Genomic DNA, 19,354 nt, shown 5'->3' with positions numbered 1-19,354 from the left:
CCTGCTCGCTGCCCATCGCACGCATCCCCTCTTAACTTTGCATCCGCGATCGCCTATTTGCCCAGTCATGACACAGACACTCCATATCGTCGGCGGCGGCATGGCCGGATCCGAAGCAGCCTGGCAGGCCGCGCAGGCTGGCCTCAAGGTGGTCATCCACGAGATGCGCCCTAGCGTTGAAACCTTCGCCCACCGCACCGGCAAGCTCGCCGAGATGGTGTGCTCCAATTCCTTCCGCTCGGATGACGACGAACAAAACGCCGTCGGGCTGCTGCATTGGGAAATGCGCCGCGCGGGCGGCATCGTCATGGCAATGGCCGCGCAGCACCGCCTGCCCGCTGGCGGCGCGCTGGCGGTCGATCGCGAGGCGTTCAGCCAGGCGGTGACCGATGCGCTGATGGCCCACCCCAATATCAGCCGCAGCGATGCGGAAATCACCGCCCTGCCCGACAGCGGCCACTGGATCATCGCCACCGGCCCGCTGACCTCGGACGCGCTGGGCCAAGCCATCGCCGCCGAGACCGGCACCGATGCGCTGGCCTTTTTCGATGCCATCGCGCCCATCGTCCATGCTGACAGCATCGACATGGACACAGCATGGCTGCAATCGCGCTATGACAAGGGCGAGACCGAAGAAGAACAGCGCGCCTACGTCAATTGCCCGATGACCAAGCCCGAATACGAGGCCTTCATCGACGCGCTTCTCGCCGCCGAAAAGGCCGAGTTCCACGAAGGCGAGACCGCCGGCTATTTCGATGGCTGCCTGCCGATCGAGGTTATGGCCGAGCGTGGCCGCGAAACCCTGCGCCACGGCCCGATGAAACCCATCGGCCTGACCAACGCGCACAAGCCCGACGACAAGCCCTATGCCGTGGTGCAGCTGCGCCGCGACAATGCGCTCGGAACGCTGTTCAACATCGTCGGCTTCCAGACCAAGATGAAATACGGCGCGCAAACCGAGGTTCTGCGGATGATCCCCGGCCTGCAAAACGCCCGGTTCGCACGGCTGGGCGGCATTCACCGCAACACCTTCCTCAACTCGCCAACGCTGCTCGACAACCAGATGCGCCTGCGCTCCAAGCCGCATCTGCGCTTTGCCGGGCAGATCACCGGGGTCGAAGGCTATGTTGAATCCGCCGCCATGGGCCTTGCCGCGGGCCGCATGGCGGTGGCCGAAATCTTGGGCCGCCCCCTGCCCGTGATCCCGCAGGACACCGCCCATGGCGCGCTGATCCATCACATCACTGGCGGCGCCGAGGCCAAGAGCTTTCAGCCGATGAACGTCAACTTCGGCCTGTTCCGCCCGCTCGAGGGCATCAAGGGTGGGCGCCGTGGCCGCAAGGACCGCTACAAGGCATACACCGACCGGGCCAAGGCCGACTGGGAGACATGGCTCGCCGCACAGGAGGTTCCCGCATGAATTACGTCCTCGCGCTGTTTCTGCCGCCGCTGTCGATCTTCCTGATCGGGCGAATCTTTCTGTCGATCATCGTCTTCATCATCTGGATTCCTGCGATCATCTTTTCCGGCGGGCTGACGCATCCGATGTTCATCCTGCTGGCTTGGGTGCTGATCTACCAATCCGGCGAGGAACGCCGTACCCGCCGTCTGGAACGGGCCTGGCGCGACGAAGACTAAGATGATCACCCGGTTCGCGCCCTCTCCGACGGGGCCGCTGCACCTTGGGCATGCGTTCTCGGCGCTGACGGCGCAGGATATGGCGCGTGCCGCTGGCGGGGCATTCCTGCTGCGCATCGACGATCTGGACCAATCCCGTGCCCGCCCTGCATGGGAGACGCAGCTCAAGGACGATCTGCGCTGGCTCGGGCTCGACTGGCCCGAGCCCTGCCGCCGCGAATCCGAGCATAGCGCCGAATACCACGCCGCGCTCGATCTGCTATGGCAGCAAGGGCTGCTCTACCCCTGCGGCTGCACCCGCCGCGACATTCGCGACGCCCTGTCGGCGCCGCAGGAAAGCGCGCCGCTCACAGGCCCCGACGGGCTGGTCTATCCCGGCACCTGCCGCCCCGCACATCCGCCCACCGGCCCGCGCCCGCGCGATGCGACGCTTCGGCTGAACATGCGCCGCGCCTGCGCCATCGGCCCGGCGCCATTTACCGAAACCGGCGCCGGGCCTTTGGCCGAGACCGGCCTCATCGCAACGCCGCGCGCGCGTATGATCGAGGGCATTGGCGACGTTGTGCTGTCCCGTCAGGGCATGGGCGCGGCCTATCACCTTGCGGTGGTGGTGGATGATGCCGCCCAGCAGATCACCCATGTGGTGCGCGGCGAAGACCTGTTCGATGCCACCCGCATCCATGCGCTGCTGCAACGCCTGCTCGGGCTGCCAACGCCGGTCTATCACCATCACGCGCTGATCCGCGACGACTCTGGCAAACGGCTGGCGAAACGCGACGACGCCCGCGCCATCGCGCTGTTCCGCGCCGAGGGCCGCAGCCCCGCCGACATCCGCGCCATGGTCGGCCTTACGCCATCGGTGCCATGATTTCCGTCTCATCGCCTTCGCGGATCGCCGTGTAAAAGCACGAACGCCGGTTGGTGTGACAGGCTGGGCCGGTCTGCCGCACCAGCGCCAGCAGACAGTCGCGATCGCAATCCAGCCGCAGCTCGACCAGCTCCTGCACATGGCCCGAACTTTCGCCCTTGATCCAGAAGGCGGCGCGCGAGCGCGACCAATAGGTCACCCGCCCGCTGGCCAGAGTTTTTGCCACCGACTCGGCGTTCATCCACGCCATCATCAGCACCTCGCCGCTGGTCTCATCCTGCGCGATGCAGGGGATCAACCCGCGGCTGTCATAGACCAAAGTCTTGGGATCGAAGCTCATGACGGAATTTTCCTTTTGCAGCGGCGGCGTCAAACCCTATTTAGGAAAGACGATCCAGAAGGGAAAGCCATGTCCACCGAGACCGACCTCATCAAGCTGTATTCCCAGCGCATCCTTGCCCTTGCTGCCGATATTCCGCGGACCGGGCGGCTGGAGGCGCCCGATGCAAGCGTCAAGAAGCGCTCGCCGCTCTGCGGCTCGACGGTGACGGTCGATCTGTCGATGCATGAGGGCAAGGTTTCCGATTATGCGCAGGACGTGAAGGCCTGCGCGCTTGGGCAGGCCTCGGCCTCGGTGGTTGGCGCGGCGATCATCGGCTGCACCCCGGCGCAGATCGACGCCGCGCGCGACGGGCTGCGCGCCATGCTCAAGGACGACGGCCCGACACCGCCCGCGCCCTTCGACGGGCTCGAGGTGCTGCGCCCGGCGCAGACCTACAAAAATCGGCATGCGTCGATCCTGCTGGCGCTCGACGCTGCAAGCGAGGCGGTGCACGCGGCCGAAGAAGCCCGTGCCGGTTAGCTCCATGCAAGAGATGTGACGGCGATCACCTGATCGGAACTGATTGACCAGCATAAATGGCCGGGATCGTGGCAGCTTGTAGCACGCCTTTCGCCCTGCATAAAAAAACCGCCGCACTTCGGGACAGCGAAGGCGGCGGTCAGTGGCGTATCTTTGCTCCCGCAGGACAGACCTATGATGGATCGGGCAGATCCAAGGCCTTGCAGGGACAGGCGCAGCGCATCCGGGACGGAATGCGCGACCTAACGGGAGAAAGACCGCAGGCAGAAAGCGGATCGAAACGTCAGAGGCTGGGCAGATGCAGCGCCCCAAGTAGGATGACAACAAGGCACAGAGCGCCGATCATATCCTGAAGCACGTTGCATTCAGGGCGGCTCATCGCGCGGAAAAGGGTCTTGATCATTCTGTAAACTCCCTCGTCTGTCGTTTGTTGCCTATTTGTTCTCATTTCCTTTACGTTCTGTAAAGAACTTTATGAGAACATAAGCGAACAAAGGCAGCATAAGTGATTGTATCCCCAAAAATGGCACAGATTCCGGGCGGATCGTTTCCCAGACATTCCCTCAGCCGACCGAGATCAGCCTGATCGCCTCATCCTGCCGCATGAGCCACAAAAGCATCCGCGCCGCCCGGCCGCGGGTGCTTTCCAGACCCGGATCGTCGTGCAACAGCTTTCGCACGTCGCTTTGGGCCATCGCCATCAGGCCGGCCTGGTGTTCTAGGTCGGCGATGCGAAACTTTGGCAGGCCCGACTGTGCCGTGCCGATCAGATCGCCAGCCCCTCGCATCTCTAGGTCGACCTCCGAAATGCGAAACCCGTCTTCGGTCTCGCGCAGCGTCGTCAGCCGCCGGGTCCCCGACGCATTCAACGGCGGCTGGTAGATCAACAGGCAGGTGCTTTGCGCCTCGCCGCGCCCAACCCGCCCACGCAACTGGTGCAATTGGGCAAGGCCGAACCATTCCGCCCGCTCAATGACCATGATGGATGCGTTGGGCACATTGACTCCGACCTCGATCACCGTGGTCGCCACAAGCACCTGCGTTTCGCCGGAAACGAAGCGGGCCATCGCCGCGTCCTTTTCGGCGGGCGGCATCTGGCCGTGGACAAGCCCTACCACACCCTCGCCGAGCGCGGCGCGCAAATGCCGGAAACGTTCTTCGGCGGCGGTCAGGTCGGTGACCTCGCTTTCCTCGACAAGCGGGCAGACCCAATAGGCCTGTCGCCCTTCGGCAACCGCCTTGCGCAGGTGGTCGACCACTTCTTCCATCCGCTCGCTCGACACCAGCGCCGTGCGGATCGGTTTGCGCCCGGGCGGTTTTTCGTCCAGCAGCGACACATCCATGTCGCCATATTGCGCCAAGGCAAGGCTGCGCGGAATCGGCGTTGCCGTCATCACCAGAACGTCGGCCGCAGCGCCCTTTCGCCCCAATTCGAGACGTTGCCGGACCCCGAACCGATGCTGCTCATCCACGATTGCCAACCGCAGATCGCAAAACTGAACATCGGCCTGAAATACCGCATGCGTGCCCACGAGAATGCCGATGTCCCCACGCGCGAGGGCTTCGAGCTTGGCGCGCCGCTCGGCCCCCTTGTCGCGCCCCGTCAGCAGTTCAAGCACCACCCCGGCTTGCTCAGCCAGTGGGCGCAGCCCTTCAAGATGTTGCCGCGCAAGGATTTCGGTGGGCGCCATCATCACGCCCTGCCCGCCCGCCTCGACCGCAATCAGCAACGCCATCAGCGCCACCAGCGTTTTGCCCGCGCCGACGTCGCCCTGCAAAAGCCGGTTCATCCTCTCCGGGCTTGCCATGTCTTCGGCAATCTCGTCCATCGCCCGTATCTGCGCGCCGGTCGGGCGAAATGGCAGGGACGCCAGCACCTTGCGCCGCAGCGCCCCATTGCCAACGCTGACCAAACCCTTGGCCGCGCGCCGCCGCGAGCGCGCCAAGGCCAAGGTCAGCTGATGCGCCAGCAGTTCATCATAGGCCAGACGTGCCCGCGCCGGGACGGTCTGGACAAGATCCGCCCCGCCGGTCGGTGCGTGAGCCTCGAGCAGCGCGGCGCGCCAATCCGGCCAGCCCTCACGGGCTTTGAGGCCCGGGTCGATCCATTCGGCAAGCTCGGGCGTGCGCGCCAGCACATCGGCAAGCGCCTTGGCCATCAGTTTTTGTGTCACGCCGCCAAGCAGCGGATAGACCGGCTCGAACGCAGGGAGCGACGCCGCCTCGTCGACCGGCAGCACATGTTCAGGGTGGACCATCTGCGCCATGCCGTCGAAGCGTTCGACCCGGCCTGACACGATGCGGCGCGCGCCTTCCGGCAGAATGCGTTGCAAATAATCGCCGCGACCATGGAAGAAAACCAGCTGAAAGTGATCCCGCGAATCTTCGACATGAATCCGGTACGGCCCGCCCTTGCGCGCCGATGGCGTGTGGCGACCGACCGTGATCTCGACCGTCACGACGCCGGGCAGTTCCGCATCCTGAACCGACGGTTTCGGCCGTCGATCAATGACCCCGTGCGGCAGCGTGAACAGCAGATCGCGCGGCGCCTCGATGCCGCCGCTTTCCAGCGCCTTGGCGGTCTTTGGGCCGACTCCGTCAAGCGTTTTCAGCTCGGCGAAAAGCGGCCAAAGCGGTTCGGGCCGCTGGCTCATGCGCCGATCAGCGCCAGCCAGGCGTCTTCATCCATGATCTCGACCCCAAGTTCGCGGGCCTTTTCTCCCTTGGAACCGGCGCCCGGCCCGGCGATGACGATGTCGGTCTTCTTGCTCACCGAGCCCGAAACCTTGGCGCCAAGCGCCTCTGCGCGGGCTTTGGCCTCGGCGCGGGTCATGCGTTCGAGCGTGCCGGTGAAGACCACGGTCTTGCCTGCCACCGGGCTGCCGTCGCTCGCCGGGCGCTCGGCATCCTGGATGTCGAGGCATGCGGCCAGCCGGTCGATCGAGGCGCGCTCGGTCGGCTGGCCGAACGAAGTGACAAGCGACACAGCGACCGTCTCGCCGATACCGTCGATGCCGATCAATTCATCCCATGCCGCGCGGGCCTCTGCCGGGATCGCCGGGTCCGCCGCCCAGCAGCCATCGCGGGTTTCCTTGAGCTTTGCGCGGCGCCCTTCAGCCGCTGCGGCCTGACGTTCCCGCGTGACTGCCTGCTCGGCCTCGCGGTAGCGCACGGCGGCGGCTCGCGCGGCGTCCAGCGCGTTGATCAGCGCCGACCATGACAGGTAATGGCGGGCCAGATCGTTCGAGACAACCTCGCCAACATGGCGCAGACCGAGCGAGAACAACAGCCTTCCAAGAGGGATTTTACGCTTTTCATCAATGGCATCGAAGAGATTGTTCGCGCTTTTTTCGCCCCAGCCTTCGCGGTTTCGAAGTTGCTGCATGCCGCTGCCGAACCGCTCTTTCAGCGAGAATATATCCGCCGGCTCGGCGATCCACTCGTCGCGATAGAGCTGTTCAACCTGCTTGGCGCCAAGCCCCTCGATGTCGAAGGCGGCGCGCGAGACAAAATGCTTGAGCTTCTCGACCGCTTGCGCCGGGCAGACCAGACCGCCGGTGCATCGGCGCACCGCGTCCCCGTCCTCGCGGATCGCGTCGGAGCCGCATTCAGGGCAGGTTTCGGGAAACACAAAGCGCTCGGACCCGGGCGGGCGCTTGTCCAGATCCACATCCGCGAGCTTGGGAATGACGTCGCCAGCGCGGTAGACCTGCACCCAGTCGCCGATACGGATATCCTTGCCATCGCGGATCGGCGCGCCCGTGGCGTCGCGCCCGGCAATGTAATCCTCGTTGTGAAGCGTGGCGTTCGAGACCACGACCCCGCCCACCGTCACCGGCGTCAGCCGCGCCACAGGAGACAGCGCCCCGGTCCGTCCGACCTGAATGTCGATGGATTCGAGCCGGGTCCATGCCAGTTCGGCTGGGAACTTGTGCGCGATGGCCCAGCGTGGCGTGGTCGAGCGGAAGCCAAGCCGCGCCTGAAGCGCCAGATCGTCGATCTTGTAAACTACGCCGTCGATGTCATACCCAAGCGTGGCGCGCTGCTCTTCGATGGCGCTGTAATGGGCCAGCATTTCGGTCGGCCCGTCGCACCGCTTCGTGAGCGGGTTGATGCTGAAGCCGAGCGCCGACAGCCGTTCGATGGCGCCCATCTGCGTCGGCGCGAGCGGCTCCGATAGCTCTCCCCAAGCATAGGCGAAGAATTTCAGCGGGCGGGAGCGAGTGATTTCGGCATCGAGCTGGCGCAGAGAGCCGGCGGCGGCATTGCGGGGATTCGCAAAGCGTTTGCCGCCGCGCGCCTCCTGACGCGCATTGAGCGCCGAAAAATCCGCGTGGCTCATGTAGACCTCGCCGCGCACTTCGAGCACGTCCGGTGCACCCGACAGGGTCTGAGGAATATCGTCGATCGTGCGGGCATTGACCGTAACGTTCTCGCCAACCGCACCGTCGCCCCGCGTTGCAGCCTGAATCAGAATGCCCTTTTCATAGCGCAGCGACAGCGACAGACCATCAATCTTCGGCTCGGCGGTGAAGGCCAGCGGCGCATCGTCTGCCAAGCCGAGATAGCGCCGAATCGAACGGTCGAAATCTTCGATCTCGGGTGCGTCGAAGGCATTCGCCAGCGACATCATCCGCACCGAATGCGCGAGTTTCGTGAACCCTTCGGCCAGCGGCGCGCCAACCTGTTCGCTTGGGCTGTCGGCGCGCTTGAGCTGTGGGTAACGCTCTTCGATCGCAAGGTTGCGGCGCTTCAACGCGTCGTAATCGGCATCGCTCAGATCGGGGGAATCTTCGGTGTGATAGGCTTGGTTCGCCGCCGTTAAAACAGAGGCAAGGCGCGAGAGTTCATCCCGCGCCTGTGCCTCGGTCAACATATCGACCGCGATGTCCTGCATTGCATCCGTGGCCATGGTTGCGCCCCCTGCTTACGACGTTCGGGCAAGTGATAGGGCGCAAGTCCGGTCTCGTCCAGCCGATCAGCCGGCGGCGGCGATCGCCGGGGGGTCGCCAGCGCGCGGCTCGGGATCGCGCAGCACATAGCCACGCCCCCACACCGTTTCGATGTAATTCTCGTCGCCGGTCGCCTCGGAGAGCTTTTTGCGCAACTTGCAGATGAACACATCGATAATCTTGAGTTCAGGCTCGTCCATGCCGCCGTAAAGATGGTTCAGGAACATCTCTTTCGTCAGTGTCGTGCCCTTGCGCAGCGAAAGCAGCTCGAGCATCTGGTATTCCTTGCCGGTCAGATGGACCGGCTTGCCCGCCACCTCGACCGTCTTCGCGTCAAGGTTGACGGAAATCTTGGCTGTCCGGATCACCGATTGGGAATGCCCTTTCGAGCGGCGAATGATCGCATGGATGCGCGCCACCAGCTCGTCGCGGTGGAAGGGTTTGGTCAGGTAATCGTCGGCCCCAAAGCCAAATCCCTTGATCTTGTTTTCGGTGTCATCGGCCCCCGACAGGATCAGGATCGGCGTGTTGATCCGCGACTGGCGCAATTGCCGCAAGACCTCGTGACCATTGATGTCTGGCAGATTGAGATCGAGCAGGATCAGGTCGTAATCGTACAGTTTTGCCAGATCGATGCCTTCTTCGCCCAGATCGGTCGAATAGACGTTCAGGTTGGCATGGGTTAGCATAAGTTCGATGCTCTTCGACGTGGTCGGGTCGTCTTCCACCAGAAGGATGCGCATAATCCGTTCTCCGCTTGTTCTGTCCCTTTGACCCGACACTGTCGGAAGAAGGTTAATGGAACTTTACTGTACGTGAACGATTGCAAATTACAACTGATGGTTGCACATATTCAGGCGTTATCTTCAGCGCCATCGACGCCGGGGCTGCGAAACTTCTGGACGAGCGTCGCTTTCAGGGCCTCTTCGCCATGGTGCGCGACGGCTTCCATCCATTCTGCCAGCTCTTCTTCCGATAGAGTATAGCGCTCCATCGCCTGACTTTCGGAGAGCAGGCCGAAGCGCACCGCCTTGACCACGGCCGCCTTGCGCGATGCCACCCAGCGGCGCGTTTCGACCGGTGGAAGATCGGCCCGCGTCATCACGCTGCCATCGGGAAGGTGGACCGCGCGAGGTCCGTCGATTTTCTTTAGATACATTGAACTTATGCCCCAGTCTTTCCGGCTCTGACCCATTTGACCCGACACAATTTAACGCCATCTAAAACGACCACTTGAGAATGAGTTGCATTTTCCTATATTTCCCCGGTTCCCGCAGATCTGTCCGAAGGAGGAGGCCATGCCCCTCGACGCCCCTACCCTGAACTCGCTCGGCCTGCCCAAGCCGCCCTCGCAGACGCGGGTGGTGGTGGCGATGTCGGGCGGCGTCGACAGCTCGGTCGTGGCCGCCATGCTCGCCGAGGAAGGCTATGACGTGATCGGCGTGACGCTGCAGCTCTACGATCACGGCGCGGCGCTGGCCAAGAAAGGCGCCTGCTGCGCGGGGGTCGACATTCACGATGCGCGCCGCGTTGCCGAGCAGATGGGCTTTCCCCATTATGTTCTTGATTATGAAAACATCTTCAAGGATGCGGTGATCGACGAATTTGCCGAAAGCTACCTTGGCGGCGCGACCCCGGTGCCCTGCATCCGCTGCAACGAGCGGGTGAAGTTCAAGGATCTGCTGGAAACCGCCAAGGACCTTGATGCCGATTGCATGGCGACCGGGCATTACATCCAGCGCATGGATGGGCGCGGTGGCCCCGAGCTGCATTCCGCCGCCGATGCCAACCGCGACCAGAGCTATTTCCTGTTTTCGACCACGCCCGAACAGCTGTCGTTCCTGCGATTCCCCTTGGGGCATCTGAAAAGCAAGGCCGAGACCCGCGCGCTGGCCGCGAAATATGGTTTGAGCGTCGCCGACAAGCCCGACAGTCAGGACATCTGCTTTGTGCCCGACGGCAATTATGCCGCCGTGATCGAAAAGCTGCGCCCCGGCGCCGCCGATCCGGGCAACATCGTGCATGCCGATGGCCGCGTCCTTGGCACCCACAAGGGCGTGATCCATTACACCATCGGCCAGCGCCGTGGCCTTGGCATCGGCGGTCTCGAAGAGCCGCTCTACGTGGTGAAGCTTGATGTCGACGCCAAGCAGGTCATCGTCGGGCCCAAGGACATGCTTGCCACCCGCTCGGTTCCCGTCCGCGAGATCAACTGGCTGGGCGACGCCCCCTTCACCAGCCGCGAGGAATGGCATCTGTCGGTCCGGGTGCGTTCGACCCGCCCGCCGCGCGATGCCATCGTGCGCCCGATCTCGGCCACTGAAGCCACCGTCGAGCTGATCACTGCAGAAGAAGGCATCAGCCCCGGTCAGGCCTGCGTCTTTTACGACCCCGAGGGCACCCGCATCTTTGGCGGCGGCTGGATCTGGCGCGGCAACTGAGCGCGGTTTCAAATCGACCCTGCCGGAGGAGCGCCAACCGCCCCTCCGGCGGTGCCTGCGAACCGGGCGCCGGATACCTGCCCTGCAACAATCGATAGCTTCTAACTGGCCAGCGCGTGAAATCCGCGTCATGACTGCGCAAGCCCTGCCGCTTGCACACGAACGGACAAGTCATGCCCTACCTCATTCTTGCCATCGCCGTCCTGGCCGAGACCATCGGCACCTCTGCGCTTCAGGCCAGCCAGCAGTTTAGCCGCCTCGGCCCGTCGGCGCTCTCGGTGGTGGCCTATGCCATCGCCATCTACCTGCTGTCGATGGCGCTGAAATTTATGCCCGTCGGGGTCGCCTATGCGATCTGGTCCGGCCTTGGCATCGTGCTGATCGCGGTGATCGGTTTCATCGCCTTCGGGCAGCGGCTGGACCTGCCGGCAGTGGCCGGGATTGGGCTGATCCTTGCCGGAATCCTTGTGATCAACCTGTTTTCCGCCACGACCGGGCATTAAGGGGCTGGCAATCCGGGCGCTATGACGCTAGGCGAAGCTCCAAACTCCCTTCCTTTCAAAGGCTGCCCTATGGACCTTCGCAATATCGCGATCATCGCCCACGTTGACCACGGCAAGACGACCCTCGTCGACGAGCTGCTCAAACAGTCGGGCGCATTCCGCGAAAATCAGGCCGTGGCCGAACGCGCGATGGACAGCAACGACCTTGAGCGCGAGCGTGGTATCACCATTTTCGCCAAGCCGACTTCGGTCGAGTGGAAAGGCACGCGCATCAACATCGTCGACACCCCCGGCCACGCCGATTTCGGCGGCGAGGTCGAGCGTATCCTGAGCATGGTCGACGGTGTTGTCCTGCTGGTCGATGCCGCCGAAGGCCCGATGCCGCAGACCAAGTTCGTGACCTCCAAGGCGCTTGCGCTCGGGCTGCGCCCGATTGTGGTGCTCAACAAGGTCGACAAGCCCGACGCCGAACCCGACCGCGCACTGGATGAATGCTTCGATCTGTTTGCATCGCTGGATGCCGATGAGGATCAGCTGGATTTCCCGCATATGTACGCCTCGGGCCGCAACGGCTGGGCCGATGCCGAGCTGGACGGGGCGCGCAAGGATCTCTCGGCGCTGTTCAACCTGATCGTCAACCACGTGCCTGCCCCCAAGCAGGTCAAGCGTCAAGACGAAGATTTCCGCATGCTGGCCACCACGCTGGGCTCTGACCCGTTCGTCGGCCGCCTGCTGACCGGCCGCGTTGAAACCGGTCGGGTCAAGGTTGGCCAGACCGTGCAGGCGCTCAGCCGCATCGGGCAAAAGATCGAACAGTTCCGCGTCACCCGCGTGCAGGCCTTTCGTGGCCTTGCGCAGTCGGACATCGACGAAGGCCTCGCGGGCGATATCGTCTCGCTCGCCGGCATGACCAAAGCGACCGTGGCCGACACCATCTGCGCGCTAGCCGTGGATGAACCGCTCGATGCTCAGCCGATCGATCCGCCCACCATCACCGTCACCTTCGGCATCAACGATTCGCCGCTGGCGGGCCGTGACGGCAAAAAGGTGCAGTCCCGCGTCATCCGCGAGCGTCTGATGAAGGAAGCAGAAGGCAATGTCGCGATCAAGATCGCCGACACCCCCGGCGGCGAGGCCTTCGAGGTCTCGGGTCGCGGTGAACTTCAGATGGGCGTTCTCATCGAGAACATGCGCCGCGAAGGGTTCGAACTGTCGATCTCACGCCCGCAGGTGATCATGAAGGAAATCGACGGCCAGCTGATGGAGCCGGTCGAGGAAGCCACCATCGACGTCGATGACGAATACTCCGGCGCGGTGATCGAAAAGCTGACCGGCGCACGCAAGGGCGAACTGGTCGAGATGCGTCAGGCTGGCGCGGGCAAGACGCGGATCATCGCGCATGTGCCCTCGCGCGGTCTGATCGGCTATCACGGCGAATTCCTCACCGACACCCGCGGCACCGGCGTTCTGAACCGGGTGTTCCACGGCATGACCCCGCACAAGGGGCCGATCGAAGGCCGTCGCGCTGGCGTTCTGATCTCGATGGAAAACGGCGAGGCGGTGGCCTATGCGCTGTGGAACCTCGAAGATCGCGGCAAGATGTTCCTTGGTGCGCAGGCCCCGGTCTACACCGGCATGATCATCGGCGAGCATTCGCGCGACAACGATCTTGAGGTGAACCCGCTCAAGGGCAAGAAGCTGACCAACGTGCGCGCCTCGGGCACCGATGAAGCGGTCCGCCTGACCACGCCCGTGACCCTGTCGCTGGAAGAGGCCATCGCCTACATCAACGACGACGAACTGGTCGAAGTAACGCCCAACGCGATCCGCCTGCGCAAGCGCTACCTCGATCCGAACGAGCGCAAGCGGATGTCCAAGGGGCAGTAAAGGCGCCCCCTCCAGACAAGAAGGCCCACATGTTGATATGTGGGCCTTTTCAGACAACATATTAATTAGCTAATTGCGAAAACACACCGCAAACTCTCGCCATCTACGGAATGCCGATATGGCGAGAAGACTTCTCAATCAAACTTTGATAATTTCACTCACTCTTTCTTGAATGAGATGTTTTCAAGCCACGCGAAACAGAGACTGCCGGACTCGAGATGATCGTAAAGAATCCATCTCTGAGATCTGACTTGATACGATCCGATGCGGTACGAAGAGCTTTTGATATCTCTTCAGCTGCAAATCCTGTAGCACCTGCCGTACCGATTTCACTCAAGTACTCAGATCTACTGAGATAACCAACATCTTCTAATCGGCGCAATATAGACGACGACTCTGCCATGTGCTTCGACAAAAATCTCTGATCAACCGTAGTTTCGAAGGGAGGCATTTGATTGCTTTCAAGTGCCCTAGCTCTTCTTGTATCACGTGACTGGCGATCTTGCGAAAGCGTATTCGCGATATCCTCGGAAACTCGGCGCGCTTCATCGGATAAACGCTCCAGCTTACTCTTGGAGCAAGATCTGTGAAGAGCTAAGCGCCAATTGCCCCAGCCGTACGCAATCGCGAGACCAGCGACACCAATGACAATTATTGCCAGATCAAGCGCGTAACCTTGATCCACTGCTTGAAATACTTTTCCAGCATCTTCAATGAGCTCCGCTGTGTCTTCCGGGGCGGTTGTTAGTGCTAAAAGTCCAAAAAAGACTCGCAACACAAATCGAAAAAACTCGACTATCAGGATTAGGAAAAAGAAAAATTTCATTAGGATATACGCTCCTGACATTGGCCTTCATTGCAAGCTGACGATGGCGGATTGAAGACAGACCATTCGAGAACCCGAGGATCAGCCAAATCTTTCCAGTTTAGACCTCCTAATCCCCTACGTGTTTTGTGATGACGCTACATTCTGGATAGGCAAACACCAAGGCATATCTAAAAGGCAAGTAGAAAAACGGGGCAGCCCTTGCCACCCCGTTTCCTGTTGTCATCCCGATGCTGGGTCGAAGCGCAGCGGGATGATCTCTGGTTGCCGCGACGCGCGGCTTTATTTGGTCAGCAACTGCGCCTCATGCTTTTTCAGCGAGCGGCGGGCGGCGCCGTAGGCGCGCAGTCCGTCGGCATTCTCCAGTTCGGGAAACAACTCAAAGATCTCCTGACGCTGGTCTTCGTCCATGGCGCCAAGCGTCATGTCGCCGGGCTGGAAGCTTTCGGTCCAGGCACCGTTGGACAGCACGACCTCGTGGTTGTCGAACATCATGTGGATGTAGGTGACGCCCATGGTCTCGACCTCGTCCACCCCTTCAAGGCCGGTGAGATGCTTGGCGGCGGCCAGCACTTCGCGCTCTTCGAAATACAGCGCCGTCTTGTCGTTGGCGACCAGTACGCGGTGGTTGGGCGAGACCAGAAGATCGTGCTCCGGCAGGTTCCTGCCCAGCGATCCGGCCTGGATCAGCACCGGGCGCAGATGCGTCTTGCGCGCCAGCTGGTGGCCGGTCAGTTCCTTGTTGCCGATCCAGCGGATCTCCTGAATGCCATTGTCGCGGGTGATCACCCGGTCGCCAACTTCCAGTGTCTCGACCAGACGTTCGCCCTGCGGCGTGGCGATCAGCGTGCCGGGGGTGAAGCAGGGCAGCACCTCGACGCTGATATTCGCTTCGCTCTCGCCGCCATTACCGTCGCTGATCGAATAGGTGAAGGAGTCATAGAAGCTGCCCTCGGTGAAACCATCCGGGGTGGAAACCGAGGTATAGCTGACGGTGCCGTCCTCGTTCAGCGTCACCGTGCCGAAGTCGGCCTCGCCAACCGCCGTGACGGTCAGCGGATCGCCCTCGGGATCGGTGTCGTTCTCGGTCGGGTCAACCGTCTGCGTGGCATAAAGCGTCGTGGCATAAAGATCGTCGACTGCGGTCGGAGCGCTGTTCCCACCGGGCCCAGTGTCATCGCCGCCGACGCTGATGGTGATCACCGAATCGTCGCTGCCGCCATTGCCGTCGCTGACAGTGTAGGGAATGGTGTCATCGCCTTCGAAACCGGTGTCCGGCGTATAGGTGAAGGTGCCATCGCCATTGTCGACCAGCGTGCCATTTTCCGGTGTGCCGATGGAGCCGACCGTCAGCGGATCGCCGTCACCGTCGATATCGTTGACCAGCGGATTGATGGTCTGCGGGGTGTCGACGTCGGTGGTGTAGAAATCATCCTCGGCGATGGGCGCGGTATTGCCGGGGGCGGTGTCGTCGCCCACCACAACGGTGATCACGCCATCATCGCTGCCGCCGTTGCCGTCATCGACGGTGTAGGCAATGGTGTCATTGCCGGTAAAGCCATCGTCGGGCGTGTAGGTGAAGCTGCCATCGCCATTGTCGGTGACGGTGCCATTGTCGGCATCGCCCAAGGTGCCGGTCAGCGGATCGCCGTCGACATCGCTATCATTGTCGGTCGGATCGAAGCTCACCGGGGTGCCCGCGCCGGTGGACACGGTATCATCCACCGCAACGGGATCGTCGTTCACCGGGGTGACGGTGACCGCAACGCTCGCGCTGTCGGAGGTCCCCTCGGGGTTGGTCACGGTATAGGTGATCTCGTCCGGGCCGTTGTAGTTTTCGTCGGGCGTATAGGTCAGGGTACCATCGTCGTTGATGGTGACGCTGCCGTTGCTCGCCGTGGCGCTGGTCACGCTCAGCGCGCCGCCTTCGGGGTCGCTGTCATTGTCCAGCACGTTGATCACCACCGGGGTATCCTCGGGGGTCTCGGCGACATCATCCTCGGCCACGGGTGCCAGATCGTCGGCGTCGATGGTCGAGAAGGACACATCGGAAATCAGCACGCCCTGGGTGGAGTCGCCGCCGTTCTCGTAGACGATCTCGATGCGCGAAACCGGACCCTCGATGCTGACCTTGAGCGTGCCATCCTGATCAGCAAAGGCGGTGATGGCATCGCCGGTTGCGGTGTCGCCATCGACGCTGGTGGTGGTGCCAAGCGGCGAAATGGTGACAGCCGTGGCGTTGCCCTCGGCATCATAGGCGAGAACCGTCACGTAATCCTGAAAGCTGCTGCTGGTGTCGCCACCTTCGGAATATTCTACCAGATCGCCAAGGTCAGAGCCAGCGCCGCCATCGACGTCATTCAGCACGAATGTAACGTTCTGCACGGAATCCGAATACAGCGCGTCACTGGCGCTGAAATTCAACACGGTGGTCGAGGTCGGCGACACGGTGCCGCCGTCGCCGCCAAGGCCGAACAGCTTGAGGTGGGAGTTGGGGTCGATGCCCGACCCCTCTGGCACGTAGCCGTCATAGGTGGCGGTGAATGCCTGAGCTTCGTCGTCCTGCGCGGTGAATGTGATGTCGACGGTTACGCCGCCCGTGTCGACAGAGGTGGTCACCGCATCCGCAGCAGTGTCTTCCAGATTGGTGCCGTAGGCACCAAGTGCGCTCCAGTCCAGAACCAGATCAGCCATCGTTTTCGACCCTCAATACGTCGGCGCTAGGTAAAACCGCGCCAAATTCACTGTGACGCGCGTCAACGATGTCGCCGTCATTTTTCTGTATCGCCAGCAAGGTCTGCAATCGGGGTTGCGCGCCTTTGCCCACCTGTCACATGCGTGGACGAAGTTCGCTCTTGGCGACGGAGGTTTTCCTCCAGCGCATCCCTTCCGCACCCTTGGCAGGCACTTTCCGTTCAGCGGCCGCCCCCGTGGCCTATGGTCCTCACTCCCGCTTGGACTTGGCGAGATTATTAGGGTGCGAAATGCGTCGGACAAAGGATAAAATGTCTGCATCTAGCTTGTCCCTGCGAACAGAGGCCAGATCACCGCATGATTTTGACATGGTTAACAAAATCTTGCTGGCGCTTTGTTTCCAGATACCGTCGGGAAAAGCGGCGAATATCCCCGGATTCCAGCAAAAACAGGCGCTTTTCCCCGGCCCTGCTGTGGCCCACTGTTTCCAACAGTGAGACAGCACGGTGCTGGCAACACCTCGGGCACCCTTCACGCTGGCGTGAATAATTTTGGCGGTCGCTGTCTCTGCCTCGTGGTCAATCCACCAAGATCATGAAGATTAGCCAGCACGACATCGACGTCGTGCTGGCGGTAATGCGAATCATTTGAAGGAAATGCAGCAAAACCGGCGCTGGCCGTGCTCTGCCTCAGGCCCACTAAACCTGCGCGTCAGGCTGGTTCGAGATCCAGCGGCACTGATAGGGCGCCAGCGACACCGGCCCGGCAACGATCTCTTCGCCGCTCAGCAGGTCGACCCAGCGCTCGTCGGCGATCAGGTTCAGATCGGCTTCGGGGATCTCGACGGTCTCGGCGCTGACATTGTGCAGGGTAAAGATCGACTGCGCCCGATCCAGCGATTGCCGCCACAGGCCAAAGATCCGCGGATCGAGGTTGAGCGTGAACTGCGTCGCATTGGGATGGAACCCCGGCTGCTTTGCCCGCAGCCTGAGCCGTTCGGACAGCGCGCCAAGCACCTGCGCATGAATCGTCTCGGGATCTTCAAGCTTGCCGATCAGCGTCGGGTAATCCCAGCGATGCCGGTTGATCGCACGGTTCATGCCGCGCCGCTCGACCGCCTCCAGATCGTTCGGCGTCGCCAGCATCGAGTGGATGTAAAACGCCGGAATGCCTTCAAGCGACATCGGAATGGTCTGCGAACACAAGAACCGCGCAATGTGATGCTCGTCGCGGCCCTCGAAGGTCTGCCCCATCGCCTCGAAATACGAACAATTCAGCTCGTAAGGCGCCTCGCCGCCGCCGGGCAACGAGCGCATCGACACCCGCCCGCCGATCTCGCGGATGGTCTCGATCATCTTGCCGATCTCGGGCGGCGGGATCAGCCCCTCCGCCGGGCGCATACCGATACCATCATGCGACGCGGTGAAGTTGAGATAGGCGCAGCCCAGCGGCGCCGGCGGCATGGTGCGCTGCCAGTTGATCAGGTACTTCGCATTGCCCGACATCATCGCATGCAGGATCAGCGGCGGCAGGGGGAAGTTATAGACCACATGCGCCTCGTTCCGGTGACCGAAATAGCTGAGGTTTTCGGCCTTGGGCACGTTGGTCTCGGTCAGCAGGATCACCGTCTCGGTGGCGTAATCCATCAGCAGGCGCATCAGCTGGATCACCGCATGGGTCTGCGGCAGGTGAATGCAATTTGTGCCAAGCTGCTTCCACAAAAAGGCCACCGCATCCAGCCGGATGATGCGCACGCCCTCGTCGATGTGCAGGCGGATGATGCGCAGGATCTCAAGCAGCACTTCGGGGTTGCGGAAATCCAGGTCGATCTGGTCGTGGCTGAAGGTACACCAGACGTGGCGCGTGCCCATCGCCGTCTCGACTTCCTGAAGCAGCGGCGTGGTGCGCGGACGCGTCACCATGCTGACGTCATCCTCGGGCGAGGCTTCGAAAAAGAAGCCGTCAAAGGGCTTTTGCCCTTGCCGATAGGCATTGAACCAGACGCCTTGCGACGAGACGTGGTTCAGCACCAGATCCGACATCAGATGGAATTCACGGGCGATCCGGCCCACATCCGACCATTCGCCAAGCTGGGGATTCACCTTGCGATAATCCGTCACCGCAAAACCATCGTCCGAGGTGAACGGAAAGAACGGCAGGATATGCACGCCGTTCACGACGCCCTTCATATGCGTCGCCAGAAAGTCGTGCAGCAGGTCAAGCGGCTTGTGGGTGCCATCGATCAGGCTGTCACCATAGGTGATCAGCACCGCGTCATTTTGCGTCCACAGATTGTTGCCCGGCTTGCGCGGCTGCTTGCGCCGATGCTTTTCATCCGGCCAGAATGCTTCGACCACCTGACTGCCAAGAATATCGGTGTTTACGTCCGGATAGATGAAACGCAGCAGTTCGGACAGTTTGGCACTAAAGGTTTTCGCGGTCATGAGATCTCCCGGTTTCCCGTCCGGAGCCATGGCCCCAGCATCAACCGGCCAGAACAAAGCCCCTCTTTATTTTGCGCTTTGCTCGCGCCATGACGAGCTTGAAAGAGGGTTAAGCCCTTGCAACTTGAGGCACAAGCGAAAACCCCGGACCCAGCACGCCCCATCCCGCCCCCGCCACTTTCGCCCGCAGTTTCTTCTGGCAGGAAAATATCCCGGGGGGTGAGGCCGCAAGGCCGAGG

The 19,354-nt window shown here is 62.0% G+C and carries 15 protein-coding genes; 7 read left to right on the top strand and 8 right to left on the bottom strand.

The annotated features are described in order from the left end of the window. Positions 1 to 67: 67 nt before the first annotated feature. Genes trmFO through gluQRS form a run of 3 tightly spaced genes read left to right on the top strand, consistent with a single transcriptional unit; the run spans position 68 to position 2,506 of the window. The gene (trmFO, locus tag KO516_RS16040; RefSeq protein WP_216004790.1) at positions 68 to 1,420 is read left to right on the top strand and encodes a methylenetetrahydrofolate--tRNA-(uracil(54)-C(5))-methyltransferase (FADH(2)-oxidizing) TrmFO; all 1,353 of its coding nucleotides are present in this window, start codon (positions 68 to 70) and stop codon (positions 1,418 to 1,420) included. Beyond that, positions 1,417 to 1,638: a hypothetical protein gene (locus KO516_RS16035; protein ID WP_216004789.1), complete on the top strand. Its 222-nt coding sequence runs from the start codon at positions 1,417 to 1,419 to the stop codon at positions 1,636 to 1,638. The genes trmFO and KO516_RS16035 overlap by 4 nt, the downstream gene beginning before the upstream one ends. Position 1,639: 1 nt before the next feature. Next, positions 1,640 to 2,506 carry a tRNA glutamyl-Q(34) synthetase GluQRS gene (gluQRS, locus tag KO516_RS16030; RefSeq protein ID WP_216004788.1) on the top strand — a complete coding sequence of 289 codons (867 nt, stop codon included), beginning with the start codon at positions 1,640 to 1,642 and terminating at the stop codon, positions 2,504 to 2,506. Here the strand turns inward: gluQRS and hisI are convergent. Beyond that, a complete protein-coding gene (gene hisI / locus KO516_RS16025; RefSeq protein ID WP_216004787.1) occupies positions 2,487 to 2,846 on the bottom strand; it encodes a phosphoribosyl-AMP cyclohydrolase in 360 nt (119 codons plus the stop codon). The two genes, gluQRS and hisI, sit on opposite strands and share 20 nt — an antisense overlap. Before the next feature lie 69 nt (positions 2,847 to 2,915). Here hisI and KO516_RS16020 point away from each other — a divergent pair, with 69 nt between their 5' ends. Then, positions 2,916 to 3,368 (top strand): iron-sulfur cluster assembly scaffold protein, encoded by a 453-nt coding sequence (locus tag KO516_RS16020; protein ID WP_216004786.1) that lies wholly within the window; start codon positions 2,916 to 2,918, stop codon positions 3,366 to 3,368. Positions 3,369 to 3,931: 563 nt separating this feature from the next. On the opposite strand, the gene recG is transcribed toward KO516_RS16020, so the two are convergent. From recG to KO516_RS16000, 4 genes are all read right to left on the bottom strand, one after another. After that, a complete protein-coding gene (gene recG, locus KO516_RS16015) occupies positions 3,932 to 6,022 on the bottom strand; it encodes an ATP-dependent DNA helicase RecG (protein WP_216004785.1) in 2,091 nt (696 codons plus the stop codon). Beyond that, complete coding sequence (gene ligA, locus KO516_RS16010; RefSeq protein WP_216004784.1) at positions 6,019 to 8,280, bottom strand: NAD-dependent DNA ligase LigA; 2,262 nt, start codon at positions 8,278 to 8,280, stop codon at positions 6,019 to 6,021. The genes recG and ligA overlap by 4 nt, the downstream gene beginning before the upstream one ends. Before the next feature lie 66 nt (positions 8,281 to 8,346). Further along, positions 8,347 to 9,063, bottom strand: coding sequence for a response regulator transcription factor CtrA (ctrA, locus tag KO516_RS16005; protein ID WP_216004783.1), 717 nt, complete (start codon positions 9,061 to 9,063; stop codon positions 8,347 to 8,349). Between the two features lie 110 nt (positions 9,064 to 9,173). Beyond that, on the bottom strand, positions 9,174 to 9,479 hold the full coding sequence (locus tag KO516_RS16000) for a DUF1153 domain-containing protein (protein ID WP_216004782.1): 306 nt from the start codon (positions 9,477 to 9,479) through the stop codon (positions 9,174 to 9,176). Positions 9,480 to 9,618: 139 nt separating this feature from the next. On the opposite strand from KO516_RS16000, the gene mnmA reads away from it, so the two are divergent. From mnmA to typA, 3 genes are all read left to right on the top strand, one after another. Next, a complete protein-coding gene (gene mnmA / locus KO516_RS15995; RefSeq protein WP_216004781.1) occupies positions 9,619 to 10,761 on the top strand; it encodes a tRNA 2-thiouridine(34) synthase MnmA in 1,143 nt (380 codons plus the stop codon). A 173-nt stretch (positions 10,762 to 10,934) separates the two neighbouring features. Continuing rightward, complete coding sequence (locus tag KO516_RS15990) at positions 10,935 to 11,264, top strand: SMR family transporter (RefSeq protein WP_216004780.1); 330 nt, start codon at positions 10,935 to 10,937, stop codon at positions 11,262 to 11,264. A gap of 69 nt (positions 11,265 to 11,333) precedes the next feature. Next, on the top strand, positions 11,334 to 13,151 hold the full coding sequence (gene typA, locus KO516_RS15985; RefSeq protein ID WP_216004779.1) for a translational GTPase TypA: 1,818 nt from the start codon (positions 11,334 to 11,336) through the stop codon (positions 13,149 to 13,151). A 154-nt stretch (positions 13,152 to 13,305) separates the two neighbouring features. On the opposite strand, the gene KO516_RS15980 is transcribed toward typA, so the two are convergent. From KO516_RS15980 to KO516_RS15970, 3 genes are all read right to left on the bottom strand, one after another. After that, entirely contained in the window at positions 13,306 to 13,977 is a 672-nt protein-coding gene (locus KO516_RS15980) for a hypothetical protein (RefSeq protein ID WP_216004778.1), read from the bottom strand. A 282-nt stretch (positions 13,978 to 14,259) separates the two neighbouring features. Continuing rightward, positions 14,260 to 16,671 (bottom strand): Ig-like domain-containing protein, encoded by a 2,412-nt coding sequence (locus tag KO516_RS15975; protein WP_216004777.1) that lies wholly within the window; start codon positions 16,669 to 16,671, stop codon positions 14,260 to 14,262. Positions 16,672 to 17,369: 698 nt separating this feature from the next. Continuing rightward, the gene (locus KO516_RS15970; RefSeq protein WP_216004776.1) at positions 17,370 to 19,115 is read right to left on the bottom strand and encodes an alpha-amylase family glycosyl hydrolase; all 1,746 of its coding nucleotides are present in this window, start codon (positions 19,113 to 19,115) and stop codon (positions 17,370 to 17,372) included. Between the last annotated feature and the right edge of the window lie 239 nt (positions 19,116 to 19,354).

Source organism: Citreicella sp. C3M06, from assembly GCF_018860705.1.
Lineage (GTDB): Bacteria > Pseudomonadota > Alphaproteobacteria > Rhodobacterales > Rhodobacteraceae > Salipiger.
Note: the sequence above shows the minus strand (reverse complement) of the source record. Positions and strands in the feature narration are given on the sequence as shown.